Genomic DNA, 26,907 nt, shown 5'->3' with positions numbered 1-26,907 from the left:
TGAACGAGCAGCGCACTGTTATCAGTGCTGCTGTTTCTTAATACTACTTTGCCCTTTACGCTTTTTAGCTGACCGAGAAGCCCCCGCCTTCTTACCTTTCACTGCCGGCCTAGCCACTACCCGCGCCCCAGCTGTACGGACACCCGCCTGACTATTGTCACGACGTTTAGGTGCCTCTTCAGGCGTCACCAGGTGGCTAGGCTTAGTGCCGATAAGATCTTCTCGCCCCATCTCCTTTAACTTAACCCGCAAATCGGACCAGTTTTCAGGATCATGATAACGCAATAAGGTTTTGTGGGATTTTCGCTGCGCTTTATCCTTTGGAATATAAAGCGTCTCACTCTTATAGGTAATCTGCTTTAGCGGATTTTTTTCCGAATGATACATGGCCGTTGCCAGAGACATCGGTGACGGGTAAAAATTCTGCACCTGATCGACTTTAACATCGTTCTGTTTCAGCCAGAGAGACAAGCTCAGCATATCCTCATCATCACAGCCTGGATGGGCCGCAATGAAATAGGGAATCAAATACTGTTTCTTGCCCGCTTCCGCCGAGAATTGATCGAACATGTTCTTGAAGTCGTAATAGGTATCCATACCCGGCTTCATCATTTTACTGAGGGTGTTTTGCTCACTGTGCTCCGGCGCGATCTTAAGATAGCCCCCCACATGATAAGTCACCAGCTCACGGACATATTCAGGATCTTTCACGGCAAGGTCATAACGCAGCCCCGAAGCAATGGCAATATTGTGAATCCCTTCCATTTTCCGGGCTTTACGATACAACTCGGTGGTCTGACTATGATCCGTTACTAGGTTGCTACAGATGGTCGGATAGACGCAGGAAAGCTTACGGCAATTCGACTGAATATCATCATCATTACAGTTAAGGAAATACATATTCGAGGTCGGGCCGCCCAGATCAGAGATAGACCCGGTAAAACCCGGTACTTTATCGCGGATTTCAGCCATCTCATTTAAGATCGATTCGTGTGAACGACTTTGAATGATGCGCCCTTCATGCTCGGTAATCGAACAAAAAGTACAGCCACCGAAGCAACCGCGCATAATATTAATCGAGAAGCGGATCATATCGTAGGCAGGAATTTTATTATTCCCATACGATGGGTGTGGCACCCGCTGGTAGGGCAAGCCAAACACGCCATCCATCTCGGGGGTTTCCAAGGGAATCGGCGGTGGATTCACCCACAGCTCCCGGTTGCCATGTTTCTGGATCAACGCTCGGGCATTATGAGGATTAGATTCCTGATGCAACACCCGCGAGGTATGAGCATAGAGCGCCGAGTCCTTAGCAACCTTGTCAAAAGAGGGAAGACGAATATAAGTCGTCTCAGGATTCAACTTTTCTTTACGCTTCAACGGCATAGGAATAATACGAATTGGCGCCACATGCTCATCCGTCGCTGACTCGACTGGCGCAACAGAACTATCCGCCCCGCAGCGTTTAGTTGCGGGGTCGATTAATTTATCCGCACCGCTTTGATCAGTACCGAAATCGTAAGGATTCGGTAGCTTATCAATATTACCCGGCCAATCGATCCGGCTCGAATCAAGTTCAACATAGCCCGCAGGAGGCGCCTGCCGCATATGAACGGTACCGCGAATATTCCATAGTTCATCAATGGTTTTACCCGCTGCTAGGCCATGACTCAACTCAACAATCGCCCGTTCGGCATTGCCATACAACAGAATATCAGCGGTCGCATCTAGCAAGACTGAACGGCGAACCTTATTACTCCAATAATCATATTGCGCGATCCGGCGCAGACTCGCCTCAATGCCACCCAAGACCACCGGCACATCATTCCACGCTTCTTTGCAGCGCTGACTATAAACAATCACCGCGCGGTCAGGTCGCTTGCCGCCCTTACCACCTGCGGTATAGGCATCATCATGACGTAACCGCAGATCAGCTGTATAGCGATTGATCATTGAATCCATATTGCCCGCGGTCACACCAAAATAGAGATTTGGCTTCCCCAAACTCATGAAAGCATCAGCACTACGCCAATCTGGCTGCGCGATAATACCGACACGAAACCCTTGGGCTTCAAGCAAACGGCCCATCACCGCCATACCAAAGCTAGGATGATCGACATAGGCGTCACCGGTCACGATGATGATATCGCAGCTATCCCAGCCTAGTTGATCCATCTCCTCTCGAGTGGTCGGTAAAAAAGGCGCAATGCCATAGCATTCAGCCCAATAACGGGGATAGGAAAACAGATCTGGGGCAGTTTTTTTCATGGATATATCAGTGAGACAACTATTTATGGGGGATAGTAATTGTCGCAGAAACCACCGCCGACAGATAGTAAAAACCGGTTTGATTCTTACGTTTACTGGGCCTGCGGGTATAGACATAGTAAAATAGTCGGAATTAAACGCAATAGATTAACAACGATGACGAGAGAAAAACCCACTCCACCCGGCAATTACGAATGCTGTGAAAGCGGCTGTTCTCCTTGCGTCTGGGACACCTATTACGAACAACTCAACGCGTGGAATGCCGAACAAAAAGCAGCGATAAACGCGGCCAAAGACGCCAAGCCGCAAATGCCTGAAACACAACCCAGCGAATAAGGATTAATACCGATGTCTGATACTGCCGCAGTTATCTACCGCACCCACATCAAACCTGAGTGGCTTGATTATAACAACCATATGAATGTCGCCTATTATGTTCTCATTTTTGATCTAGCAGGTAGTGAACTCGTCGGCCAATTAGGTCTGAGTGAAGCGGTTACTAAGGCCACCGATATCTCCTGGATGGTACTGGAAAACCACATCACCTATAACAACGAAGTGGTTCTTGATCAGCCCGTCGAGGTTCGCTGCCAGCTGCTTGATCATGACAGCAAACGGCTACACCTTTATTTTGAAATGATCGCCAAAAATCCAGATGGCACTGACTACCTTGCCTCAACACTCGAGCAGATGGCGATGTGTGTCGATTTAAGCAGCCGCAGTAGCTGCGCGTTTCCCGATACCGTGGCTCAGAAAATCGAACTCATGGCTAAACAGCAAGCCAGCCTTGTAACACCGAGCGGTATCGGACGTACCATTGGTATTCGCCGCCGCTAAGCATTCCTTTAACGAAACCCGATACGCTACGGCTATTACTCATCACTAGGAAAGACTGTGGACAGAGAGACATTAGAAAGGGCCGCACAACGGGGCATCATCTCGCAACAGCAGCTGCAGCAACTGATTCTGTTCAGTCGTGCTGAACAACAGGATGAAGATGTGGGCGAAGAGCAGCTTCGATTTGTACGCAACTTCGGCGATATTTTCATCACCCTAGGGGTCTTATTTGTTGCATTTTCTGTGGCCGCCATGCACCTCAGTCAATTTGAATGGCTGGTGCCCGCCCTATTATTTCTCGGGGCGGCCGAATGGCTGGTACGCATCCGCAGGCTAGCCCTACCCGGCATCGCCATCTTAATTTCGACGCTTTACTTTCTCGGCAAAGCACTGGGTATTGCCGAATTTGAAACGGCAACCCTGCAATTTATAACCCTCAGTGGCGCCTCATTACTGTTCTACTTACGTTACCGCATGCCGTTCAGCTTATTGCCCGTTGCCGCCGGTCTCATCGCGGCGGTTATCAGCAGCCTCGGAGTTGATATACTCAAGCACCAGATACTCTTTTCAGTACTCGGCTTTAGTGTCTTTATCGCCGCAATGAGCTTCGATGCCCGCGATCGCAAGCGTCAACTGCGCGCCAGTGATTGTGGTTTCTGGTTACACCTACTGGCATCACCGCTGATTGTGCATGGCATGATGACCACTTTATTGTTTAATGATAGCGGCCTCTTAGCATCAGGCAGCAACCGTGAAATTGCCCTACTGCTATTTTTCGTGGTCTTTTTATTAATCGCTCTGTTTGTGGATCGTCGCGCCATGTTGGTATCGAGCTTGTCATACGCCATCTATGCGATTTTCAAAGTTGTCAGCAGCAACCTACTCGATAGCAACAATCTGCCCTTGATGGTGTTTATCGGTTTTGGTGTCTTTATCGTTCTATTCGGGACCTACTGGTATAAACTTAGACGTCTAATCTTTGGCCCGTTGCGGGGTCGCTGGGCCGCCCGTTTTGTACCCGAGCTATAATTCTCTCGAATGAACACGATGCAGCCACAAAGCATCATAGTAAACAGGGATAAGGTCTATACTTGGTGCTTTACGTCAGACCTTATCCCGTTACAAAGTGTATCCTCGCTGAATAAAGCCACCTTTCAAACTGAAAAATCATCCACTAGATGGACCACACTCAGCTACGCTTTTGCACTAAAATTTAACCTTATACAGAGGTTAAATTATGGCTTACTTAAAATATCTACTCACACCACTGATCACCATGCTACTGCTGCTTTCATTTAACAGCTACGCGGATGGTCATACCCGTATTCATAGTGGTATCTCAATCGATAGCGGCAATCTTCGACTGCATATCAGCGACCGCTTAGTTAGCGGCCACATTTACACCCACCGCGCCACCGAGCATTACCTCGACAGCAATCGAAGGCTATTCCTCTCAGCCCCCGGCTCGATCTCCAGACACTATTCACGAGGCTATATAAACCGCCAACCAACCCACTCACACCACATGATCAACCGAGACTCACCGCGAAGCTACTATCGCCACCCCCCGTACCAGCAATCCACGCATCACCCATACCATCAATCTCAACATCAAGGTTCAGATCGTCGTATAGATCAACATAGGGTCATTATTCACGATAGCCGTTCACACCGACGAGCACATCGCAACGAAGACCATCATCGTCAATCTTTTTCTCAACCTAGCTTACGTGACCCACGCGAATCAAGACAGGCTCGACGTTCACAATGGGATTAACCTTCGACTCATTCCGCCGGTCATAACACAGATAAAACCCTTCTGCCTCTCCACGGCGAAGCCTCTAACAGGTACAATGCCTCTCGTCTGTTATCAATCGAGCGAAACTGTCTTTGCAAAATCTATACGCATACACCAAAGAGGCCTTCTTAACCGCCGACCCGGATCAGAAAATCGAACTGACCCGGCAAACCGTTAGCCGCTGGAATGCTGGAGAGCTGGAATGGCTGGAAGGCGACGCACCCGAGTGGCTCCTGCAGCCAGGACAGTTAGACAAACCCGAAATAGTCCCTCCGTCTCAAGTTAACGAACGAAAATTCGGTAAAGAAGAGGGTCGCGCTGCGCTTATTCATGCCCTCGCCCATATCGAGTTAACCGCCGTCAATCTAGCACTGGATTCTGTCTATCGTTATCGCGGTATGCCGCAAGAATTTTATGCTGATTGGATTCAGTGTGCAGGTGAAGAGGCCAATCATTTTATGGCACTACGTGGCCGTCTTCGAGAAATGGGTTATGACTATGGTAGCTTTAAGGCCCATGGCGAACTCTGGAGCATGGCCATCGACACAGCTGATGATATGTTAGAACGAATGGGCATGGTGCACCGCGTACTTGAAGCCCGCGCGCTGGATGTCGTTCCCAAAGCGATTCAGCGGTTTGACCAAGCCGGTGATAAAAAGATGATCGATATCCTTACCATGATCGGTAATGAAGAGATCGGCCACGTCAGTTCAGGCACCCGCTGGTATCATTATCAATGCCAACAACGTCAACTCGACCCTAATCAAACCTTTATCGACCTGCTCTGGAAATATATAAAAGAGCCGTTAAAGGGCCCTTTTAATCACGAAGCTCGACTAAAAGCAGGATTTTCTGAGCAAGAAATGAAGATGATCGAGATGATGGGGAAAACTGCTCCGGCCAAACAACCGTAGATAGTTGCCACTTAAACTTACGCTATAACCATGCCAGTATTAGGGGCTATAGCCTTATTAACTACCCAGATTGGGTAAAACCTCGATTGGCGTTGCAGCAGATGAATTGCACCTCCCGTAAAAGGGTATAAACTGTGCCTTATCCGGGCCCTTCTCTGACCGACGCAAGGTTCTTTCCAGCAGAACCTACCCTTGCAGTGGGGCCCGGGTCTTTTCCAACAACAACAGCAACAATCAATACTTCCTTTCGTTAACGCTCAATATCCCTTTATGCACCTGCATCTAAACGATTAACCTGTAAAGTCAGGTGATGCTCGTTATCACTCAAAAACAGCTCACCCTCGCTAATCGTCAGTGACAACTGCATGCTGCGGCTAACAAACATATCCAGCTGTGCAACATCACTATCGTGAAAGCGCCAAACACTGACTTTAGGCAACTCTCCAAGCGCTTGCCCCTGTTTATCCCACCAGACATCAACTTCACGTCCGTAGGCATACAGAGAGATCTTAGGTGCCCGGCTAACCGCTTTACGTAATCGATCAGGCGATGCCTGTCCCAACTCGATCCAGTGTTCGACTGTCCCATCAGGGCCGACCTGCCAGAGTTCCGGTTCATCGGTACTGGACAACCCCCGGGTAAAACTCAAATCCTGATGATAATTAATACCGTAAACCAGCAACCGAACCATCATCCGCTGCAACGTTTCCGATGGATGCTGCGCTAAGGTGAGATGACAGGTTTCATAACAGTGACGATCCGTATCACTCAACTGTAGTTCGATTTTATAGATTGTTGGCTTCAGCGCCATAGGAATTAACCTTATATTGAGGGCATTTATTAGACTAAATACGCTATTATAGCGGTTTACTCCCTGGATAATATTCCTGAATGAAATGCCGACCTCAGTGTGGCGCCTGCTGTATTGCCCCACAGATAAGTAGCGCGATCCCCAATATGCCGAACGGCAAACCTGCCGGCGTTCCCTGCGTCAATTTAGATGATGCCTTTAACTGCACCATCTGGAACACCCCTGACTTCCCACCGCTGTGTCATGCATTCCAAGCACAAGCTGAACATTGCGGCGAAACGCAACAACAAGCCTTAATCATACTCGCCCGTCTAGAGCGGGAAACCGCCCCGGATATTTAACCCGACGGGCCAATCCGCTACACTATAGGCCTAGCTTGCGAACCCTCGCCCAAAGTAAAAGCACCGGAAACCGCCTTAATGGACCTTAAATTTCTCGCCATTCGTGAACTGATTAAAGAAGCCGACGACAGTATTGCCACCATCAGCGATAAAGGGGGTGCAATCGATGTCTCCGATCCAATGGCACAGCAACTGTTTAACGCTCTGGTATCTGCCTACGGCCGACGCTCGGCACTAACCCACGGCTCATTTAATGATGAAAATAGTGAAGGCTACCCATTTATTTCCGGCTTTAAGACGTTTATCAACAGTACGCCTGATGACGGTACCTTTTTGTCGCTCTGTGATCAGGCACTGGCACAGTTAGCCGCATCGCTGCAGCAACCTTCAGCCCGTTCGGCCACCGGCGGCTATGTGATCTTTATGTACTACTCCTCAGATGTATTCGACTACCTCCTGATTGGATTGGTACGTGATAAATCGGGGGTGGCCTTCGATCAGGACTTAAACCCCACCAAAGTCATTGAAGTTGACTTAGAAAAGTTACATCAAGCCGCCAAGATCAATATCACCACCTATAAAGAGGGCAGCGATAGCTACCTAAGCTTTATCGGCACCCGTCGTAAAGGTGATATAACCCACTACTTTTCTAATGCTTTGGGTTGTACCGATGTAGTCCCATCAAAAAAATCGACCTCCGACCTTATCCGAGCCAGCGAAGATTTCTGTCGCCATTATCATCTTGAAGAAAAGCAGGAGGAAATTGTCGAAGATGTTGTCAGCTACCTGTCTCGACAACGTGACGACCGACAATCAGCTTACCTTCCCGATGTAGAACAAATATTTGATAATCACCTGCCGCCCGAGCAGGCGGAACAAGCAAGTGGAACCTTCAGTAAGTTCGCCAACTCTGAGAACTATCAGGTAAGCCAAGAGTTTCAACCACACACCAGCACTATCAACTCGTACACAAAAGTAAAAGCGAAAATGGACAACTGGCAACTCGACTTTGCCAAACGCTCGCTTGGTCAGCCCAATAGTAATAGTGAGATTGAGTTCGACCCACAAACCAACTCATTGCGGATCAACCGCCTATCCACTAAAGTGATTGAGCAGCTAAAACAAGCCCTCCACACAGAAGACGAATAACCCGCTCTCCTCGATACGACGGCGCACCGTAAGCCGACGATTAAACGCTAAACACTGCTTCATCGGTGCGTCGCTAAGTTGTCACTGTTGCGTCATATTGCACTGCTAACCTGAGTGTGAAAATATTTTATTGTGCGTCGCACAAAGTACTTGACCAAGCACTTTTTTCAACTAAAATAGTTTTCATTGTGCAGTGCATCATAACTTTATGGAGAATACCATGATCAACACAACTTTCGATTTAAAAAAACCTTTCGAATCTGCTCAAACGCTGATGGGCCTGCAAACAACGGCTGTAACTAAGACGGTTGAACTGCAGAAGAAAGCTGCTGAAGAGCTGACTGAATTCTTCAAAGCTGAAGCTGAAAAAGCGAAAGAACTTAAAACACCACAAGACTTTATTACATTCAACCTCGAATCTAACAAAGCACTGTTCGAATTGATGAAAGCACAGGGCGAGGCATTCAGCGCGCTGGCTAAAGAATCCAGTGAAGAAACTATTGCAGAAATTACCAAACTGGCTAGCTAAGCTATCCTAGTTTCAAGAAGCCCGATAGTGAAAGCTATCGGGCTTTTTTTATAGGCTAAAATGACGGTGTCAGAATCAAGTTAAGCGGCTCTATGTTATTTTTGTGCAGTGCACAAAAATAACCGTTGACTTCCCGACAAGGATCGCTAAAATAGACTCCATTGTGCACTGCAACATACTATTACCGGAGAACGACCATGACTAACCCTATCGATTTCACTAAATCTTTTGAGTCTGTAAAAACCCTTATGGAAATGCAGGCTGAAACTATCAGCAAATCTGTTGAACTGCAGAAGCAAGCTGGCGAACAACTGGCTGCTTTCTTCAAAACTGAAGCTGAAAAAGCTAAGACACTGAAAACGCCAGAAGACGTTGTTAAATTCAACGTTGAAGCTAACACTTCACTGTTCGAAATGCTGAAAGCACAAGGTGAAGCATTCACTGAACTGGCTAAAACAGCTGGCGAAAATGCTATGGCTGAAGTAACAAAATTAACTAAGTAAATTTCACTTAGTTCCCTTTAAAGCCCTGCTTATGCAGGGCTTTTTTTTATTTCTAGCCTTCTCTACTGTTATTCTCCTCAGTCCTCTATGACGCCTTTGTCAATATCCACTCCGAGTATAACAACCTCTCTACTCTACGTGACCAATACGCTTGATGTCACATCGCTGATATCGACATTCAATGAAAACACCATCACAGCCGTTATCATGCCAAACCAAATACGAAAATGAATTGATCCTATTGACTGAGCAAGGGGCCGATATCTAACAGAAGCACTCACTAAAAACCGTGCATACCCGCGCAATAAACATACGTTAAATATTAGAATGGAGACGATCAATGCAGAAGTAAGAAAGAGAATCATCGCAACAAGGCTCACTCCAACTGCGAGAAGAACCCTGCTCATTGAGGTATTTCAGGGCGACGAATATACCGCCATCAATGGACAGTATTAATGTTTATCGGTGTTTTGTACAACCGTTGCTCGCTCGAGTTGATAACGCTCTAACTTTGAACGCAACCCCACCCGGGACAGACCTAACTCACGAGACGCTTGGCTTTTGTTCCAACGATGACGGATCAATGTTTCCCTCAATATCCGTTTTTCCAAGGTTTCTATGCGATCCTTTAAGCTACCATCCAAGCGGGCTAACAATTCCATTTCACCATTTTCATCCTGTGGCGCCGCACGTAATACCCGAGGAGACAATAGATCGGCACCTAGATAGTCATCATCGGCCAGCACCAACATACGCCGCACCTCATTTTGCAGCTCTCGGACATTGCCCGGCCAGCAGTAGGACTGCATACAGGCCAGTGCTTCATCGGTAAAACCTTTAACGGGCTTATCGAACTCCACCATCGACTTATCTAGAAACCCCTGTGCTAACAGTGGAATATCGACTTTTCGTTGTGCTAACTCAGGCAGCGTCAAAGTGACCTCCGCTAAACGGAAATACAGATCCTGGCGAAAACGACCTTCACGCACCTCCTCTTCTAAATCCCGGTTAGTCGAGGCGATTACCCGAACATCCACCTTACGACGCTGAAAATCACCTAGTGGCCTGACTTCCCGTTCCTGTAGAACCCGTAATAACTTAATCTGAAACGCAGGCGTAATCTCCCCAATCTCATCAAGAAAAATAGTACCGCCATCCGCCTGTTCAAACATGCCCATATGATCTGAGATCGCCCCGGTGAATGAGCCTTTCTTATGACCAAACAACTCCGAAGCCAGTAACTCATCCGGCATCGCGCCGCAGTTTTCCACCACAAAGGGCTTGTCCGCACGTAAACTATTGTAGTGCAGTGCCCGAGCAAATAACTCTTTACCCGTACCCGAAGGACCGGTAATCAAAACAGAAACATCAAAGGGTGAGAAACGGGCCGCCTGCTGGCATTGCTCATTTAACGGACTCTCCTCACTGCGGCGAATTTCATCCATCGTAAAGCTGGATTTTAGCAAAGCCTTCTTATCGGTAATATTTCGCTCAACCTGCTTTGCGGTCAGCCGCATCTCCATGCTGAGCTGATCATTTTCATTCTGCAACTGACATAATTTACACGCATTGCGCACCACCATTAACAGATTATCAGGGTGCCAAGGCTTAGTGATATATTGATAAATGCCAGCGTCATTAAGCCCGCGAATAATATCTTCTGAGTCGGTGTAACCCGACAAAATCAACCGTGCAGGTTCAGGCCAGCGCTGTCTCACTTCGGTGAGAAATTCAACACCAGTAACCTCAGGCATACGTTGATCGCAGATAATCGCCTCAACCTGTTTGGTCTCAAGAATAGCCATCGCTGCGGCGGCACTGTTGGCCGTCAATACATCGAACTCTTCATCAAGGGTGCGCTCCAGGGTTTCCAGTGAGCGAACTTCATCATCGACACATAATACCGTTGGGCGTTTATACTGCATCCTTACACCATCTCCTGAAGTAGAGCGACCTGATGATTTAACTGCTCAATGCGTTGATGAATTCTAGCCACCCGATGTTGCTCTATCCAGTTCAACCATTCGCTCATGCCCTCTCCTGAACGGGCGGAGACCTGAATCACTTCAATATCAGGATTCACCTGTTTAGCCGCCGCAATACATTGCTCAACATCAAAATCGAGATAGGGCAACAGATCGGTCTTATTCAGTAACATCAGATCAGCGGCATAAAACATATCCGGGTATTTCAAAGGTTTATCTTCCCCTTCCGTCACCGACAGAATCGCAACCTTATGAGCCTCGCCGAGGTCAAAGGCCGCAGGGCAGACTAAGTTACCAACATTTTCAATAAACAAGATACCGCCGGTCAAATCTTCAAAACGAGCCATTGCATGACCCACCATATGAGCATCCAGATGACAGCCTTTCCCGGTGTTTACCTGTACCGCTTGAACCCCGGTGGCGCGGATCCGCTCGGCATCGTTTGCCGTTTGTTGATCCCCTTCAATAACCGCCACCGGACAGCGTTTAAGCTGTTCAATACTGGCCGTTAAGAGTGTCGTTTTACCAGACCCGGGACTGGAGACAAGATTCAGTGCAAACAAGTTCATCGCCTCAAAGCGTTGGCGGTTCTGCCCGGCATAGCGATCATTTTTGCCAAGAATATCCTGTTCAATCTGCACCATCCGCCCCTGACTTAAACCCGGTGCGTGTGCATGAGCAGGGCCCTGACCAAAATGCAGATTGTCACCTTCGCTCACCATTACACTGGCACTGTCAGCCGCGTGCTCCGCCTCATGTTGATGGCTATGTGAATGTCCATGATGATGGTGATGCCCTTCAATAGAAACCTCACCTTCACTACAACCGCAAACTGTACACATGCTTATTCCACCTCTAACTCTTTTATTCTTAGTTCGTCACCCTGAGTCACCTGCAACTGAAAGCTGCCACACTCACAACAGGCGTCATAACGCTTACTGATACTGACCGTTTTGGCGCACTGCAGGCACCAGGCTTGCCCGGGTAACTCAATAATTTCGAGCCGTGCGCCCTGCGCCAAACTATTAAGGGTGACCGCCTCAAAACAGAAACGCAGAGCATCAATCTCAACCATCGCTAACGGGCCAATTTCAAGCCAAACGGTTTTAACTCGCTGATAGTGCTGACTGGCGGCCTGCTCCTCCAACACCTGAATAATTCCCTCACAGATCGACATTTCGTGCATTCAGATAGCGTCCTCTGTTTTTAACTTAAGATCAAACTCAACACAGGGATCCGCCAATAGCAGCATGGTTCGGCTCAAGGCCAATGCTTCAGATACGGTCGCTGTCGCAACACCTTGTAACTTACTTGGCACAAGCCCTTGAGGATGTAGGTTCCACTCGGTAGGCGCCACTATGTCATAACAACGAATCTGTTCGGCATCTAGCACCAGTCGGTGTAACAGCTGACCTCTGGCGGTATCGACGACAGCCAAACCAACCTCCGCTGCAATATTCGAACTAACCATTTGAATACTCTCTGTTGCCAATAGCCTCTTCGGAATATCACTGAGTTGCAACAAAATAGCGCCATAGCGACAACAAAGTTCATGCCAGCCCTGCTGCCTCATCCCTTGTAATTCCGTTCGATAACGCACGTAACTACCGGTTTCACAACAGTGTTCTTGCCACCGAGGCGTCGCGCAAAACAGCGTTTGCTGCAGTTTCGCATCTTTTGATCCCAGTATCTGCCGCTGCTGTCTTTGTTGCAAGTCAGGCAGCTCGGCCAGATCAGGGCCTAAACAAAGGCCAGCAAAGCGCTGCTGTAAACTCGTCAGTGGCTGCAACAATATCCCAACCGCTATGGTTGTCGGTGCTGCTTGCTGTAACCACGATGCTAAGCACTCAAGTGGCATGCCCAATAATGGCTCTAATATTTGTCTCAACTGCCTAACAACATCCTGTTGATCCCGCTTAAGCGCCTCCCGATCTAAGCGATGCGTCGCCCCTGACAATGTTGGCGCAACAGGCGTTAGCAAGAAACCCCAGCGTTGCTCCATAGTGCTGATCAGTCGCTGCAACGGTTGTAATAGCTGCAATTGCTTGGGCGTTGAAGGCAACCAATGCTGCACTAGGCGAAATAACAGCTCACGGCCGTTTTCCAGCTGTAATAACACTTGCCGGGCCACCGCAACATCATCACTAATAACGATACCTCGACATTGCTCTACGGCTCGCGCAAAGGCCAATCGTTGCCCTACGGTACAGGCTGAAAAGAGCAACGGTAACATTCTGGCCACCTCATCAACCCTGCGGCCATAAAATAATCGCCCGAGCTGTGCTGGCCGACTCGAGTTTAAATTCAAGCCGACAATCTGTCCCTGCTGCCAATCCAGTTCAGCGGCAATGCGTCCTGCGAGTTCAGCCATGCTCGCCACCGTCTTTGGTGCGAATCCGTCCCTGTAAAAACTGCCGACGACTTACAACCGCACTGTGTTGGTTATCGGTTGCAACGCCGCTATCGACTTTCGGATCATTCGTTATAACCGAACGGGTGTGATCGGATACATTAGCTACCTGACCAGCCGTCAGGCTATCATCACGATCAGTATCACGCTGCTGCAACTCTGCTGCCGCTAAGCGCTGCTTTTGCTGTTCCCGCTGGCGATCCGTCGGGGCAAAATATTCGCTTTCAAATAATGCCTTCATCACTTCACGGGCCGTCGCCAGCGCCGCGGCCTGATCGACAAAGTCAAACATCGGGGAAAACAATGCGCACATAGCATACCCCTCAAGAGCGTCATCCCAACCGAGAATAAATTCATAAACACCCGAAGGAAATGTGCGCACTACCTTACGACCGACATCATTCTCCGTCCATTCGCCTGGCGCCTCAGGCAGCAACATCAAACTCATAAACCAAGGGGTTATCAGTACCCCAAGTTGCTCGTTACCGAAGGCTTGAAAGCCTACCGCTTTAACCTGTAATTTGTGATTAAGTACCGCCACCCCCTCCATTTTGGTATGGAGAATATCGTTATAGCGGGACTCAATCAGCGCCGTCTCAATCATCAGTTATCCAACACCATAAACTGATCTCTATCGCCATCGCACTCCGGGCAACGCCAATGTTCTGGTAGTTGGCTAAATGGCGTACCCGCCGCAATTTGCCAAACGTCATCGCCCTGAGATGGATCATAAACATACCAGCAGATCTTACACTCCAAGCGAGTATTGTCGCTCAGTTGATCATTCTGCCCCAGATAACTGCCCTCAAATCGTTGCCCCGGTTCACTGCTCATCACACTAAAACCTCTCTGATCTCTTTGAGTCGTAACGCGCTGTCTTGCAAGTCTTCTGGGGCGGCGCACACCACTGCAGGCATATCTACCACTTCAAGGGTATCCAGAATCAGGTGGTCAGTTGAATTAAAATACTGCACCCGCCAGATCGGCTTGATCGCGGTGCTGCTAATGCGGCAATTACCATAGCCCCTGGATAGCACTACCAATGACCCCTGACCTAAATACTCTTCGAGCAACTGATGATCCGCCGGTGAGAATGGCAGTAACGACAGATTGATCACATGGGGTTCATCGCCGACCTGATAACGATCACTCTTATGCTGCAACTCAATTAACACCGGCGGAGCATTCAAAACACCTACCGGCCATGCTGCCTGCTCAACCGCCAATGGCTGTGCTTGGGAAAAAGCATACTCGCGAGCCACGGTGGGCACATCGGCAATCTCAAGGGTTTCCCGCAACTGCCGACCATCAGTATCCATATAACGCAAACGCCATACACCAGCTAACACCGTCTCCTGCGCCCTCACCTCTTCACCGCTATGATCTTGGGTTTTACAGATCAAACTCACCTCGCCTTCACCAAGGATTTGATTGATCAACTCGAGTCCATCGGCAGAGAGTTTATTCAGGTCGAGACTGATCACCGGTTGCTCAGGAGTATAGCTATCTAATTGCTGTTGCAGATGCTCCAGTAACGCCAGTGTTTCAGGGCAACTTTCTAACTGCTCCGTATCCGGCAACATCGGAATATCATAGGTATGCATCTCCTTGGGCATCGGCATATAGTCGAGCACAGCATTATCATCGCTGGCGCGTTGGCTACCGGGGCCTACGGGCATATTGATCAGTGGAATATCAGCCTGGTTCATCTTCTCAGTCCTGTCGTTGTGAGTCTTATTGTTCACGCGAGTACATCAACCGCACGGCGAATGCGATGAAGGATTAACCACCACCGGAATACCAATACCGGGATTACGGGTTGGCTCTCGCTGCAGTAACGATTCGATATCCCTCAGGTAAAGATCCCAGTCCTGCACTTTACTGATCGCCCCTAAATAACGGCCCTGCTTGAGCAGCACAAGGGTCGGCCAAACAGTAAAGTTATAGCGTCCCTGCAGACTCTTTTCCGCATCACGGTGAATTACCGCAGGGACTAATTGAGGAAAAACTTTCAACAATTCGGGCAGAATCACCGCGACATCCAACGACTCAGGAAAGCGGCTAGAATCTTCCGTAAAGAACAGCACCGAGTAAGGTTGCTGCTGAATAAAGTCATCGACGTTAGCGTGATCCAGTAATGGATACCCTAACTCACTCGTTAAGCGTTCAATCAATACAGACATACCTTTATGACTCCTCTATTGAGCTGCGAAGATGCTCCGGCAGCTGTGGCTCCCGTTGGACAAGATCGGCGAACACCCGATCAAGATCGACCGCCTCCCCTCGCATAACACTGCGTAATGCATTGACAGCCTCCGCGGTTTCTTTCGCCTGCTGAACGCTAAGATGTTCACGGGCCGTGCCAAGAAATACTAATACCCAGCTACCCAACGCTAATTCGCCCACCAAGCTCAAGTCCACCGTTTGCTGTTCACCATCAGCCTCGCACACCGCCTGCAAACCGTTACAGCTCACAACTTGCATAGGGATACCGATACACATCAGTCTTGACGCTCATTAAGAAAGCGCTCATCACCGACCCGACAAGCATCGGCCTCTGAAGGACGTTCGGCTTCATAGCGATGTTGCTGTAATTCTGTCGGAGCCAACTGCTCTTGGGGTGGCAGAGGCTGCTGACGAGGCTGAGGGATAACCCCAAAACCCTGTAGGTAATCCAAGGCGGTACGAATGGCTGGATCCACTTGAGCCTGTACGGCAGGCCTTAAACTGCCGCCAAAGTCCTCAAGCTCAACCGGTTGCACACCGATCAAAAGCAGATGCTGCGGATAGTTACCGGTAAACTCCGACATCGCTAACACCTCCTGAAAACCGGTCTGGTGTAAGCTCATCTTTTTTGCCCCCATATATTTAGGCACATCATCACCCTGAATCACCTTCATGGTGCCGGGAGCCAAGCCATAATCAATGGCATCAAACACCACCAGCAGGTCGCAGCGCTGCACATGCTGCACCAGGTAAAGCCCTTGCGTGCCGCCATCCATCACTTCAACATTGTCAGCAAACTGATAACGCTGATGCAGGGTTTCCACGGCTCGAATACCAAAGCCTTCGTCGGCCCAGAGCAGATTACCGATACCCATAATGATCACCCGCAATGGCTGCGTCTGATCCGCTGAATTGACTGACCCACTGCTTCCGCTAAGTTCTGATTGAGATCCTGACATGCGACCTACCACTCCCTGCACCGATTATGTTGTTACTCATCACTAAGACTACAAGCTTTATGCCAATTCGAACGATTTCGCCGAAGCACCTAATATGGGGGTGTTACAGAGGGGGTTACAGCCGGCAGGAGAAGACTAAGTGGATAGTTAGTTATCAGTTTGGTATCTAGGTGATCAAATCTTTAGCTTAATTCTCGTCCCACTTGATACAGATCCCAACGTTGTTGTTTTTCCAACCAAAACATCGGCGAGGTCTGAAAGAAGTGAGCTAATCGTAATGCGGTATCGGCGCTAATTGCTCGCTGGCCGTTAACAATTTCATTGACCCTGCGGCGGGAAATACCTAACTCTTTAGCCAAACGGGACTGGCTGAGATGCAGCGGCGTTAGATAGCAGCGTTCCAGAAAGGCGCCGGGGTGCTCAGGGCGTCGTCCATGAAACCGTAGCGGCTGCATCAGCGTCTCCTCGACTGATTGATAAACAAAAAAGGCCGGAGCATGGCTCCGGCAAGCTCACTCGCCTGTGATCCATAGCGCATGAATCACCCGATCATCGATCACTGATTCAATCGGGGCGATTATCTTTAAACATACGCCAGCCGCCGATCATGGTCGAAATCAGACTCTGCCGCGACATAATATCTTCACGAATAGCAACATAGACATGCATCATGATAAAGGTGACTAGATACCACATACCCAGATGGTGCCAAGTATGCGCATCCTGACTCTGCCCCATCAAGGGAATCACCCAACCAAACAGCGTATCCGCCCAACTACCCCGCCCGAGTCCTTCGGCGTACAGCGCAAATCCGGTAATGATCATAAAGGTGATACCGATGACAAAAAAACAGAACATCGACAGCTGACCCAACGGGTTATGACCAATATATTTTTTCGGAGTTTTCTCAAGAAACAGATACCAGCGCACCTCATGAAGCACCTCTTTCCACCACTTCTTACTGAAAAAAGGGACCAGGAACAGCTCCCGGGAATGGCTGTTACCGACAAAAGCCCAATAGATGCGCCCTAAAAAACCAACCGCCACAACGTAACCGGCGGCAAAATGCGCAAAGCGAATATAGCCCATCAGAAAGTGATCACTGGCTTCACCGGGCATCGTTGGCAAAGGCGAGCCAATAAAGTAACCGGTGATACACAGTACAATAATCGACAATACCGTTGTCCAGTGCCATAGACGCAGCGGCGCCTCGTACACATACACCGCGGTCTGCGTTCTCTGTTTGATTGTTTCCATAGCATACCTCCAACATACGGGCCGCAGGGCGACCCGCATGGGGCTCGTCTTAACGAATTTTGACCTTAGTCAGCTCTTGACCATCTTCAGACATCACATGGGTAGAACAGGCCAGACAAGGATCGAAACTGTGCAGCGTCCGCAGTATTTCAACCGGTTCATCCGGACGCTCCATCGGCGTATTCATCAAGGCCGCTTCGAATGCACCGATATTGCCCTCACCATCGCGCGGCGAACCGTTCCAGGTAGTCGGTACAATCGCCTGATAGTTTTCGATTTTGCCATCCTTAATCTTAATCCAGTGACCTAGCGCTCCCCGGGGCGCTTCGTTAGTACCCACCCCGATCGCCTCTTTTGGCCAGCTAGCCGGATCCCATTTTTCAACATTGGCGGTCGAGCTATCACCATTCTTGATATTGCCAACCAACTGATGCCAATCATCCAACATCGTATCAACACATAATTGACACTCCAGCGCCCGTGCCAAAGTACGACCAAGAGTAGAAGGTAGGAACTGCTTTAAGCCCAATGACAAGCCTGTATTTTGATTAAAGGCGGCTAACGAACGGTCCACTTGATCCTGTACATAATCATTACCCGAAGCATACGCGATGATATACCGTGCCAACGGGCCCACTTCCATCGCGTGCCCTTTCCAACGTGGCGCCTTAATCCAGGAATATTTAGCGCCTTCATCGATCTCTTTGATATTAGTGCGACTGCCGACAGTATTCGGCCCTAGCTCAAACTTAGGCGCGGTTTCACCGTCCCAAGGATGCAGACCTTTCTTATCACCTTCGTAGGTGTACCAAGAGTGATCAACAAACTCTTTGATCTGCTCAGGATCGCGGACATCGACCTCATGTACTTCGTTCCAGTTACCATTGACGATCGCGCCACCCGGCAATAGATCGGTGGATTTTTCATAAGGCACTTTTTGATAGGTGCCGTAAGCCAATACATTCTGCGAGGCTAACCCACCACCATAGAGCCAGTCTTTATAAAGGCCGGCAATGGCCAACACGTCCGGCAGATAAACATTGTTGGTAAACGCTTGAGCTTCTTTAATACGCTGCAAAACAAAGTTAAGCGAGGTCATATTCACCGGCGCACCGGATGCACCAATCCCATCGATATTAATCGCGCAAGCAACCCCACCCACCATAAAGTTAGGATGTGGGTTTTTACCGCCAAAGATCGTGTGAATTTTGACGATCTCTTTCTGCATATCCAACGCTTCAAGATAGTGAGCCACCGCCATCAAATCCGCTTCGGGAGGTAATTTATAGGCGGGATTATCCCAATAGCCGTTAGAGAACAGCCCGAGTTGACCAGTCTCAACAAACTTTTTTAATCGCGTTTGCACATCTTTAAAATAACCAGGACTCGATTTTGGATGGTGCGGTGATACCATTTTTTGTAGATCTGAAGTCCCTACTGGGTCGGCCTTCAAAGCATTAACCGGGTTAACCCAATCCAGCGCGTGCAGGTGATAGAAATGCACAATATGATCATGGGCCTGCAGGGTTTTATCCATCAAATGACGTATCAGGTGCGCATTCAACGGAATTTGAATACCCAAGGCATCTTCAACAGCCCGCACCGATGTCAGTGCATGGGTACCGGTACAAACACCACAGATTCGTTCTACAAAGGCCCATGCATCACGGGGATCACGACCTTTTAGAATCACTTCTAGCCCGCGCCACATCGTGCCGGTCGATACCGCATTACGGATTACATTATTTTCATCGACGTTGACTTCACAACGCATATGCCCTTCGATCCGGGTCACGGGATCAACCACAATACGGCGACCAGAGTTATCAAGATCGTTAGTATTCATCGGGGTATTCATTATTCCTGATCTCCTTTGTGCTGCGCCCGCTTAATGGCACTCACGGCTGCATGCGCCGCCACGGCCGCGCCAACACCACCGGCAACCGCCATACCGATCTCATCGGCATTTTTCTCAATACCAAACTGGGGAATATTGGTTAGGCGGTCATAGAATGAGCCCTTATCCCAGAAACCATCTTCAGAGCAACCGATACAACCGTGACCGGCCTGAATCGGGAAGGAGGTGCCTTCGTTCCAGCGCACCGTTGAGCAAGCGTTGTAGGTGGTCGGCCCTTTGCAGCCCACCTTATAGAGGCAATAACCTTTGCGCGCACTTTCATCATCCCAATGCTCAACAAACTGACCAGCATCAAAATGCGGACGTCGATAGCATTTATCATGAATTCGTTGGCTGTAAAACATCTTAGGACGACCCTGACGATCCAGTTCGGGCAACCGACCAAAGGTCAACATATAGGTGATCACCCCAGTCATCACTTCGGCTATTGGTGGGCAACCAGGCACTTTGATAATCGGCTTATCGGTAATCACTTTATGGATTGGCACAGCTTGTGTGGGATTAGGTCGAGCCGCCTGTACACAGCCCCAAGATGCACAAGAGCCCCAAGCGATAATGGCGGCGGCATCTTTGGCCGCATGTTTCAATTGATCAAGAAAAGGCTTACCGCCGACAATACAGAACATACCGTCTTCGTTAAGCGGAGGATTACCCTCAACCGCCAGAATATATTTACCTTTATATTTCTGAATAGTTTCTTCTAGCGCCGCTTCTGCCTGATGACCTGCGGCGGCCATTAGCGTGTCATCGTAGTCGAGCGAGATCATCGACAGCACGACATCTTTCACCAACGGGTGTGCCGAACGGATAAAGGATTCAGAGCAACAGGTACATTCCAAACCATGCACCCAGATAACCGGGGTGCGTTCCTTCGTTTCCATTGCATGGGCAATACGGGGGGCAAACGCCGGCCCCAGACCCAATGCAGCAGCCGTCAGGCTACAGTACTTCAGAAAACTACGACGCGTAATTCCCTGGCGTCGCATCACTTCATAGAAGGTTTCAATCGATTGAGGCATTGCGGTTATCTCCGTCAGCAGGCTCGCCTTGTGGAAGGTGCAAAGAGTCCGCTTTACGATCGGCTCATCCTCTGCCCGGAGGAAATGCAAACGCTAAGGAACTGTTCGTACCGTCTCTCGTTATTATTAATCTTATTGATTTCAGCAAATTACGTTCCAACTCGACCAAGGCGTTGATCCACGGGTGCTACAAAGCATTCACTCATACTCAGAGGACAACTATCTATCCAGCCGTTCACCAAAGCGGTTAATCACTTGCCACCGTGATTGGCGCCCTATCGATGGGTCAACACATTTACGATGAATCTAAAATTATGAGCACAATCAACGTGGGGCCAACATGGATGAACGGTGATAGACATGCTTAGGCGATATAGCGAACCCATAACACGAAATCGCTAATCTGCCGTGATCACAGCAAAAGCAACACAGGGAATATGATGAGCGTCACAACAGGTGACATACAATCATGGAAAGGAAAACGAAGAAGCAAGACAAACACAAAAGAAGCGTTAATCGCTCATTGAAAAAATATAAAAAAAGGCCCCGCACGACGGTGCAGGGCCTAAGCGTGAAGTGAAACGCACGATCCTTGATAGGGAGGCCCGAACGTCTGACTGCCACTTCGACAGGGAAATATGCCGGCGATCGCAACTGTCGCCGGACATATCATTCATTTCATCAATAGATCAGAAGCTGTTACCGGGAATACGTACAAAACCTTCCATCAAGACTCGAGCGCTACGGCTCATTACCGCTTTTTTCGCGGTCCAGTCGCCATTGGCTTTTTGCTCTGCCGCCGCACCAACCCGCAATGTGCCAGACGGATGCCCAAAGGTGACGGCTTCCCGCTCACCACCACCGGCCGCCAGATTAACTAACGTGCCCGGAACTGCCGCGGCAGTCGCGATCGCTACGGATGCTGTACCCATCATGGCGTGATGCAGTTTACCCATCGACAAGGCGCGTACACAGACATCGATATCAGACGCTGAAATCTGTTTGCCACTGGAGGATGTGTAATCAGTCGCAGGGGCTACAAAAGCAACCTTTGGCGTATGCTGACGGGCAACGGCTTCGCTAATATCACTGATCAGCCCCATTTTGACCGCACCGTAAGCCCGGATGGTTTCAAAACGCGCTAGCGCCGCCGCATCTGAATTAAGATCTTTTTGCAGCTCGGTACCGGTATAATCAATATCCGCCGCATTCAGGAAGATCGTTGGGATACCCGCATTAATCATGGTCGCCTTAAAGGTGCCAATGCCCGGCACTTCAAGCTCATCCACCAAATTACCGGTTGGGAACATAGACCCTTCGCCATCAGCGGGGTCCATAAATTCGATCACCACTTCGGCGGCGGGAAAGGTCACGCCATCGAGTTCAAAATCGCCGGTTTCCTGTACTTCACCGTTGGTGATCGGCACATGGGCGATAATGGTTTTGTTGATATTTTTCTGCCAGATACGCACCACGCAGATACCATTATCCGGTATACGCGCAGCATCGACTAAGCCATTACTAATGGCAAAAGCGCCGACCGCAGCAGTGAGGTTACCGCAGTTGCCCGACCAATCAACAAAAGCTTTGTTAATCGCGACCTGACCAAACAGATAATCAACGTCATGGTCCGGTTGTTCGCTCTTATCCAAAATCACAGTTTTACTGGTACTGGACGTTGCGCCCCCCATTCCATCGATCTGCTGACCATAAGGATCAGGGCTACCAATCACCCGTAAGAGTATATTATCCCGTGCGGCACCCGGCTCCTGAGCCACTTCAGGTAAGTCCTGACGACGAAAGAAAACACCTTTACTGGTACCGCCACGGATATAGGTGGCGGGAATTTTGATCTGCGGTACAAATGTCATGGTTATCTTCCTGTGTCTCTAAACATCATCCCTCGATGATGTTTCTGTTCAGAAAATGCTTAATCAGGTCATCGCGTTAAATGCCGTAGGATAGTGAGCAATCAACTGATTAAGCAATTTCAAAGAGTTAACTAAAGGGTCAGACAACAGCGCTGTCCAACCCTCGTTATAGCCGTACGGTATTATGCGTTTGCTTCGAGGAAATCCTGTGCAAAACGTTGCAAGACACCACCGGCACCGTAGACATGCACCTCTTCTGCAGTATCCAGACGGCAAGTCACCGGAATCTCAACCACCTCACCATTGCGACGTGTCATCACGACTGTTAGGTCACAGCGTGGGCTAATTTCGCCAACAACGTCATAGGTTTCAGTACCATCAATACCGTAAGTATTGCGATTATCACCGGCTTTAAACTGCAGCGGTAACACCCCCATACCCACGAGGTTGGTACGGTGAATACGTTCAAAACCTTCAGCAACGATGGTTTCAACACCCGCCAGCCGTACCCCTTTCGCAGCCCAATCGCGGGAAGAACCCTGACCATAGTCTGCACCGGCAATAATGATCAGCGGTTGTTTACGTTCCATATAGGTTTCAATCGCTTCCCACATGCGGCTTTCAGTGCCTTCAGGTTCGATACGTGCCAACGAGCCCTGCTTCACTTCACCGTTTTCATCGCGGCACATCTCATTCAGCAGCTTAGGATTGGCAAACGTGGCCCGCTGTGCGGTGAGATGATCGCCTCGGTGAGTCGCATAGGAGTTGAAATCTTCTTCCGGCAAGCCCATTTTGGCGCAGTATTCACCGGCCGCACTGGATGCCTGAATCGCATTCGATGGTGACAGGTGATCGGTGGTGATGTTGTCACCCAATACCGCCAACGGCACCATACCTTTCATGGTTCGCTCACCGGCCAACGCACCTTCCCAATAAGGAGGACGACGAATGTAGGTGGTCTGTGGACGCCAGTCATAGAGAGGGCTGATCGATTTTTCGACCTTACCCAGATCAAACATCGGGATATAAACCTGTTTAAACTGTTCAGGTTTAACACAGCTGGCGACGATCGAATCGATCTCTTCATCACTTGGCCAGATATCTTTCAGCGTAATCGGGTTGCCCTCTTTATCGGTTCCCAATACATCTTTTTCGATATCAAAACGAATCGTACCGGCAATCGCGTAGGCAACCACTAAGGGAGGAGATGCCAAGAACGCCTGTTTCGCGTAAGGATGGATACGGCCATCGAAGTTACGGTTGCCCGACAGAACCGCCGTAGCATACAGGTCACGGTCGATAATCTCTTGCTGAATCTTAGGATCAAGCGCACCGCTCATACCATTACAGGTCGTGCAGGCATAACCGACGATACCGAAGCCCAGCTTTTCCATCTCAGACAGCAGGCCTGCTTCTTCTAGGTAGAGCTTAGCTACTTTAGAGCCCGGCGCAAAAGAGGTCTTAACCCAAGGCTTACGCACCAAGCCTAACGCGTTCGCACGACGGGCGATCAAACCAGCCGCCACCACGTTACGCGGGTTAGAGGTATTCGTACAGGAGGTGATCGCCGCAATGATAACGGCGCCATCCGGCATCAGCCCTTCGGCTTCTTCTGCCAGCGCTTCATCAAGATGAACCGCAATACCGCGGGATTCTAAATCGGCGGTTGGCAAACGACGGTGTGGGTTAGAAGGCCCGGCCATGTTACGGCACACGCTCGACAGATCAAATTCCAACACCCGACCATATTCAGCATCAACCAAGTCATCCGCCCACAGGCCGGTTTCTTTGGCATACTGCTCAACCAGTGCCACCTGTTCAGGTTCACGGCCAGTCAGCTTCAGATAATCAATGGTCTGCTCATCGATATAGAACATACCGGCAGAGGCACCGAATTCGGGGGTCATATTGGAGATCGTCGCACGGTCACCGATGGTCAGGTCTTTAGCGCCCTCACCAAAGAATTCTAGATAGGCAGAAACAACTTTCTCGTTACGCAGAAACTCAGTTATCGCCAGTACAACGTCCGTCGCAGTAATGCCTGGCTGACGTTTACCGATCAACTTAACACCGATAATATCCGGTAGGCGCATCATGGATGGACGACCGAGCATAACGGTTTCGGCTTCGAGTCCGCCTACACCGATAGCGATAACACCCAGTGCATCAACGTGTGGGGTATGGCTATCCGTGCCGACACAGGTATCAGGGAAAGCAACGCCATCACGGGACTGAATCACCGGTGACATCTTCTCAAGGTTGATCTGGTGCATAATGCCATTACCGGCAGGGATCACATCAACATTGTCGAAGGCGGTTTTACACCATTCGATAAAGTGGAAACGGTCATCGTTACGACGGTCTTCAATGGCACGGTTTTTATCAAAGGCATCGGGATCAAACCCCGGCGCTTCAACTGCCAGCGAGTGGTCAACAATCAGTTGAGTAGGAACCACTGGGTTTACTTTGGCTGGATCGCCACCTTGATCGGCAATCGCATCACGCAGACCGGCAAGGTCAACCAGCGCCGTTTGGCCAAGAATATCATGACAAACAACACGGGCCGGATACCATGGAAAATCCAGATCCTGTTTGCGTTCGATCAGCTGTTTCAGGGAATCGGTCAGCGCTTCAGGTTCGCAGCGACGCACCAGCTGTTCTGCCAATACCCGTGAGGTGTACGGCAGTTTTGCATAAGCACCCGGCTGAATTGTGTCGACAGCCGCACGGGTATCGAAATAATCCAGGTCGGTGCCTGCTAATGATTTACGGTATTCAGTGTTCATATAACACCTGTCTTGAAAATATTATCGTCAGTCAGAAGGGGCAACGCCCCTTCTTGTCTTACTCAAAGGCTTATTGGAGAGGGCTTAAGCGCGATCGGCAATATCAACCCACTCAGCACTTTCTGGACCGGTGTAATCGGCTGATGGACGAATGATACGGTTATTGGCCCGCTGCTCCATCACATGTGCCGCCCAACCGGCTGCCCGAGAGCACACAAAGATTGGTGTGAATAGCTCGGTTGGAATACCCATGAAGTTATAGGCAGACGCGTGGAAGAAATCAGCGTTACAGAAAAGTTTCTTCTCCCGCCACATGACCGCTTCAACCCGTTCAGACACAGCGTAGAGGTATTTATCACCCGCCTGCTCTGAAAGCTTTTTCGACCACTCTTTAATGATCGCGTTACGCGGATCCGATTCACGGTAGATCGCATGACCAAAGCCCATAATCTTATCCTTACGCGCCAACATGCCCATGACTTCCGCCTCGGCTTCCTCAGGAGAACGCCAATCTTGGATCATCGCCATGGCCGCTTCGTTAGCCCCACCATGCAGAGGTCCTCGCAGCGAACCGATCGCCGCCGTGATACAGCTATGGATATCCGACAATGTTGAAGCGCACACCCGAGCCGTAAAGGTCGAAGCATTAAACTCATGCTCGGCATACACAATCAGCGAGGCATGCATCACATCCACATGCAGTGGCTCTGGCTTTTTGTCATGCAGCGTCCATAGGAACTGCTCACCAATAGAGTCCGCATCGGTTTCAACATTGATACGTTTGCCGTGGTGGCTAAAGTTGTACCAGTAGTTGATCATGCCCGGGAAGACTGCCAGCATACGATCAATATGATCGTGTTGCTCAGCAAAGCTCATTTCCGTTTCTAAGTTGCCCAGCATTGAACAACCCGTGCGCATCACATCCATCGGATGAGCATCGGCCGGGATCTGTTCCAATACTGTTTTCAGAGCGTCCGGCAGAGCGCGCATCCCCTTAAGGCGGGCTTTATAGGCATCTAACTCACCTTGGTTAGGGAGTTTGCCGTACAGCAGCAGATAAGCCACTTCTTCAAACTGGGCTTTATCCGCCAGTTCTTTGATGTCATAACCACGGTAAGTCAAACCTGCGCCTGACTGCCCAACCGTACAGAGTGCTGTTTCGCCGGCGGATTGACCACGCAAACCCGCACCACTCAGTTTCTTAGCTTCTGCCATCCTATCTCTCCTTTCTGCTTCCGAGCCTGGACAACCATGGCGACCCGTTACAGTATTATTGCTTTAAGGTTGTTTTATACCCGGCCAGATAAGACCGGGCTCAGCTACAGG

At 49.5% G+C, this 26,907-nt stretch carries 28 protein-coding genes; 9 read left to right on the top strand and 19 right to left on the bottom strand.

The features are described from left to right. Positions 1-21: 21 nt before the first annotated feature. Positions 22-2,268, bottom strand: a complete 2,247-nt coding sequence (locus ACN0T0_RS01645; protein ID WP_417222491.1) for a YgiQ family radical SAM protein — start codon at positions 2,266-2,268, stop codon at positions 22-24. Between the two features lie 156 nt (positions 2,269-2,424). On the opposite strand from ACN0T0_RS01645, the gene ACN0T0_RS01640 reads away from it, so the two are divergent. From ACN0T0_RS01640 to ACN0T0_RS01620, 5 genes are all read left to right on the top strand, one after another. Further along, positions 2,425-2,604 (top strand): oxidoreductase-like domain-containing protein, encoded by a 180-nt coding sequence (locus ACN0T0_RS01640; protein ID WP_417222488.1) that lies wholly within the window; start codon positions 2,425-2,427, stop codon positions 2,602-2,604. A gap of 12 nt (positions 2,605-2,616) precedes the next feature. After that, positions 2,617-3,105: a thioesterase family protein gene (locus ACN0T0_RS01635; RefSeq protein ID WP_417222486.1), complete on the top strand. Its 489-nt coding sequence runs from the start codon at positions 2,617-2,619 to the stop codon at positions 3,103-3,105. A gap of 57 nt (positions 3,106-3,162) precedes the next feature. Beyond that, positions 3,163-4,134, top strand: a complete 972-nt coding sequence (locus tag ACN0T0_RS01630; RefSeq protein ID WP_417222484.1) for a hypothetical protein — start codon at positions 3,163-3,165, stop codon at positions 4,132-4,134. A 208-nt stretch (positions 4,135-4,342) separates the two neighbouring features. After that, positions 4,343-4,882 carry a hypothetical protein gene (locus ACN0T0_RS01625; protein WP_417222481.1) on the top strand — a complete coding sequence of 180 codons (540 nt, stop codon included), beginning with the start codon at positions 4,343-4,345 and terminating at the stop codon, positions 4,880-4,882. 113 nt (positions 4,883-4,995) lie between these two features. After that, on the top strand, positions 4,996-5,817 hold the full coding sequence (locus ACN0T0_RS01620) for a ferritin-like domain-containing protein (protein WP_417222478.1): 822 nt from the start codon (positions 4,996-4,998) through the stop codon (positions 5,815-5,817). A 268-nt stretch (positions 5,818-6,085) separates the two neighbouring features. Here the strand turns inward: ACN0T0_RS01620 and ACN0T0_RS01615 are convergent, their stop codons facing one another. Then, positions 6,086-6,628: a YaeQ family protein gene (locus ACN0T0_RS01615; protein ID WP_417222475.1), complete on the bottom strand. Its 543-nt coding sequence runs from the start codon at positions 6,626-6,628 to the stop codon at positions 6,086-6,088. 80 nt (positions 6,629-6,708) lie between these two features. On the opposite strand from ACN0T0_RS01615, the gene ACN0T0_RS01610 reads away from it, so the two are divergent. The 4 genes from ACN0T0_RS01610 to ACN0T0_RS01595 all read left to right on the top strand — a co-directional run bounded on the left by ACN0T0_RS01610 (position 6,709) and on the right by ACN0T0_RS01595 (position 9,150). After that, on the top strand, positions 6,709-6,969 hold the full coding sequence (locus ACN0T0_RS01610; RefSeq protein ID WP_417222473.1) for a YkgJ family cysteine cluster protein: 261 nt from the start codon (positions 6,709-6,711) through the stop codon (positions 6,967-6,969). Positions 6,970-7,047: 78 nt separating this feature from the next. Then, positions 7,048-8,118: a nucleoid-associated protein gene (locus ACN0T0_RS01605; protein ID WP_417222471.1), complete on the top strand. Its 1,071-nt coding sequence runs from the start codon at positions 7,048-7,050 to the stop codon at positions 8,116-8,118. Between the two features lie 220 nt (positions 8,119-8,338). Then, positions 8,339-8,647, top strand: a complete 309-nt coding sequence (locus ACN0T0_RS01600) for a hypothetical protein (protein ID WP_417222470.1) — start codon at positions 8,339-8,341, stop codon at positions 8,645-8,647. 197 nt (positions 8,648-8,844) lie between these two features. Next, the gene (locus tag ACN0T0_RS01595) at positions 8,845-9,150 is read left to right on the top strand and encodes a hypothetical protein (protein WP_417222468.1); all 306 of its coding nucleotides are present in this window, start codon (positions 8,845-8,847) and stop codon (positions 9,148-9,150) included. A gap of 452 nt (positions 9,151-9,602) precedes the next feature. On the opposite strand, the gene ACN0T0_RS01590 is transcribed toward ACN0T0_RS01595, so the two are convergent. From ACN0T0_RS01590 to prpC, 17 genes are all read right to left on the bottom strand, one after another. Beyond that, a complete protein-coding gene (locus ACN0T0_RS01590; protein WP_417222466.1) occupies positions 9,603-11,075 on the bottom strand; it encodes a sigma-54-dependent transcriptional regulator in 1,473 nt (490 codons plus the stop codon). 2 nt (positions 11,076-11,077) lie between these two features. After that, positions 11,078-11,977, bottom strand: a complete 900-nt coding sequence (hypB, locus tag ACN0T0_RS01585) for a hydrogenase nickel incorporation protein HypB (RefSeq protein ID WP_417222464.1) — start codon at positions 11,975-11,977, stop codon at positions 11,078-11,080. Positions 11,978-11,979: 2 nt separating this feature from the next. After that, positions 11,980-12,321 (bottom strand): hydrogenase maturation nickel metallochaperone HypA, encoded by a 342-nt coding sequence (hypA, locus tag ACN0T0_RS01580; protein ID WP_417222462.1) that lies wholly within the window; start codon positions 12,319-12,321, stop codon positions 11,980-11,982. Continuing rightward, positions 12,322-13,506 (bottom strand): hypothetical protein, encoded by a 1,185-nt coding sequence (locus ACN0T0_RS01575; RefSeq protein ID WP_417222460.1) that lies wholly within the window; start codon positions 13,504-13,506, stop codon positions 12,322-12,324. It abuts the gene before it with no gap. Next, on the bottom strand, positions 13,499-14,149 hold the full coding sequence (gene hybE / locus ACN0T0_RS01570; RefSeq protein ID WP_417222458.1) for a [NiFe]-hydrogenase assembly chaperone HybE: 651 nt from the start codon (positions 14,147-14,149) through the stop codon (positions 13,499-13,501). Before hybE ends, ACN0T0_RS01575 begins: the two co-directional genes overlap by 8 nt. Continuing rightward, positions 14,149-14,379, bottom strand: a complete 231-nt coding sequence (locus ACN0T0_RS01565) for a rubredoxin (protein ID WP_417222456.1) — start codon at positions 14,377-14,379, stop codon at positions 14,149-14,151. The genes hybE and ACN0T0_RS01565 overlap by 1 nt, the downstream gene beginning before the upstream one ends. Next, complete coding sequence (locus ACN0T0_RS01560) at positions 14,379-15,254, bottom strand: hydrogenase expression/formation C-terminal domain-containing protein (RefSeq protein WP_417222454.1); 876 nt, start codon at positions 15,252-15,254, stop codon at positions 14,379-14,381. Before ACN0T0_RS01560 ends, ACN0T0_RS01565 begins: the two co-directional genes overlap by 1 nt. 45 nt (positions 15,255-15,299) lie before the next feature. After that, positions 15,300-15,728 (bottom strand): hypothetical protein, encoded by a 429-nt coding sequence (locus tag ACN0T0_RS01555; protein WP_417222451.1) that lies wholly within the window; start codon positions 15,726-15,728, stop codon positions 15,300-15,302. Between the two features lie 4 nt (positions 15,729-15,732). Beyond that, positions 15,733-16,047 (bottom strand): HypC/HybG/HupF family hydrogenase formation chaperone, encoded by a 315-nt coding sequence (locus tag ACN0T0_RS01550; RefSeq protein ID WP_417222448.1) that lies wholly within the window; start codon positions 16,045-16,047, stop codon positions 15,733-15,735. Beyond that, a complete protein-coding gene (locus ACN0T0_RS01545; protein WP_417222446.1) occupies positions 16,047-16,730 on the bottom strand; it encodes a HyaD/HybD family hydrogenase maturation endopeptidase in 684 nt (227 codons plus the stop codon). The genes ACN0T0_RS01550 and ACN0T0_RS01545 overlap by 1 nt, the downstream gene beginning before the upstream one ends. 182 nt (positions 16,731-16,912) lie before the next feature. After that, positions 16,913-17,185: a HigA family addiction module antitoxin gene (locus ACN0T0_RS01540; RefSeq protein WP_417222444.1), complete on the bottom strand. Its 273-nt coding sequence runs from the start codon at positions 17,183-17,185 to the stop codon at positions 16,913-16,915. A 109-nt stretch (positions 17,186-17,294) separates the two neighbouring features. Continuing rightward, positions 17,295-17,987: a Ni/Fe-hydrogenase, b-type cytochrome subunit gene (gene cybH / locus ACN0T0_RS01535; protein WP_417222442.1), complete on the bottom strand. Its 693-nt coding sequence runs from the start codon at positions 17,985-17,987 to the stop codon at positions 17,295-17,297. A gap of 49 nt (positions 17,988-18,036) precedes the next feature. Further along, on the bottom strand, positions 18,037-19,845 hold the full coding sequence (locus ACN0T0_RS01530; protein WP_417222439.1) for a nickel-dependent hydrogenase large subunit: 1,809 nt from the start codon (positions 19,843-19,845) through the stop codon (positions 18,037-18,039). Further along, positions 19,845-20,924 (bottom strand): hydrogenase small subunit, encoded by a 1,080-nt coding sequence (locus ACN0T0_RS01525; RefSeq protein ID WP_417222436.1) that lies wholly within the window; start codon positions 20,922-20,924, stop codon positions 19,845-19,847. The genes ACN0T0_RS01530 and ACN0T0_RS01525 overlap by 1 nt, the downstream gene beginning before the upstream one ends. A 689-nt stretch (positions 20,925-21,613) precedes the next feature. Then, positions 21,614-22,795 carry a 2-methylaconitate cis-trans isomerase PrpF gene (gene prpF, locus ACN0T0_RS01520; RefSeq protein WP_417222434.1) on the bottom strand — a complete coding sequence of 394 codons (1,182 nt, stop codon included), beginning with the start codon at positions 22,793-22,795 and terminating at the stop codon, positions 21,614-21,616. Positions 22,796-22,977: 182 nt separating this feature from the next. After that, positions 22,978-25,581: a Fe/S-dependent 2-methylisocitrate dehydratase AcnD gene (gene acnD, locus ACN0T0_RS01515; RefSeq protein WP_417222431.1), complete on the bottom strand. Its 2,604-nt coding sequence runs from the start codon at positions 25,579-25,581 to the stop codon at positions 22,978-22,980. Positions 25,582-25,665: 84 nt separating this feature from the next. Next, the gene (gene prpC, locus ACN0T0_RS01510) at positions 25,666-26,796 is read right to left on the bottom strand and encodes a bifunctional 2-methylcitrate synthase/citrate synthase (RefSeq protein ID WP_417222428.1); all 1,131 of its coding nucleotides are present in this window, start codon (positions 26,794-26,796) and stop codon (positions 25,666-25,668) included. Between the last annotated feature and the right edge of the window lie 111 nt (positions 26,797-26,907).

This window comes from Amphritea sp. (assembly GCF_048266285.1).
Lineage (GTDB): Bacteria > Pseudomonadota > Gammaproteobacteria > Pseudomonadales > Balneatricaceae > Amphritea.
The sequence above is the reverse complement of the archived record's forward strand: the minus strand, read 5'-3'. Positions and strand labels throughout refer to the sequence as shown.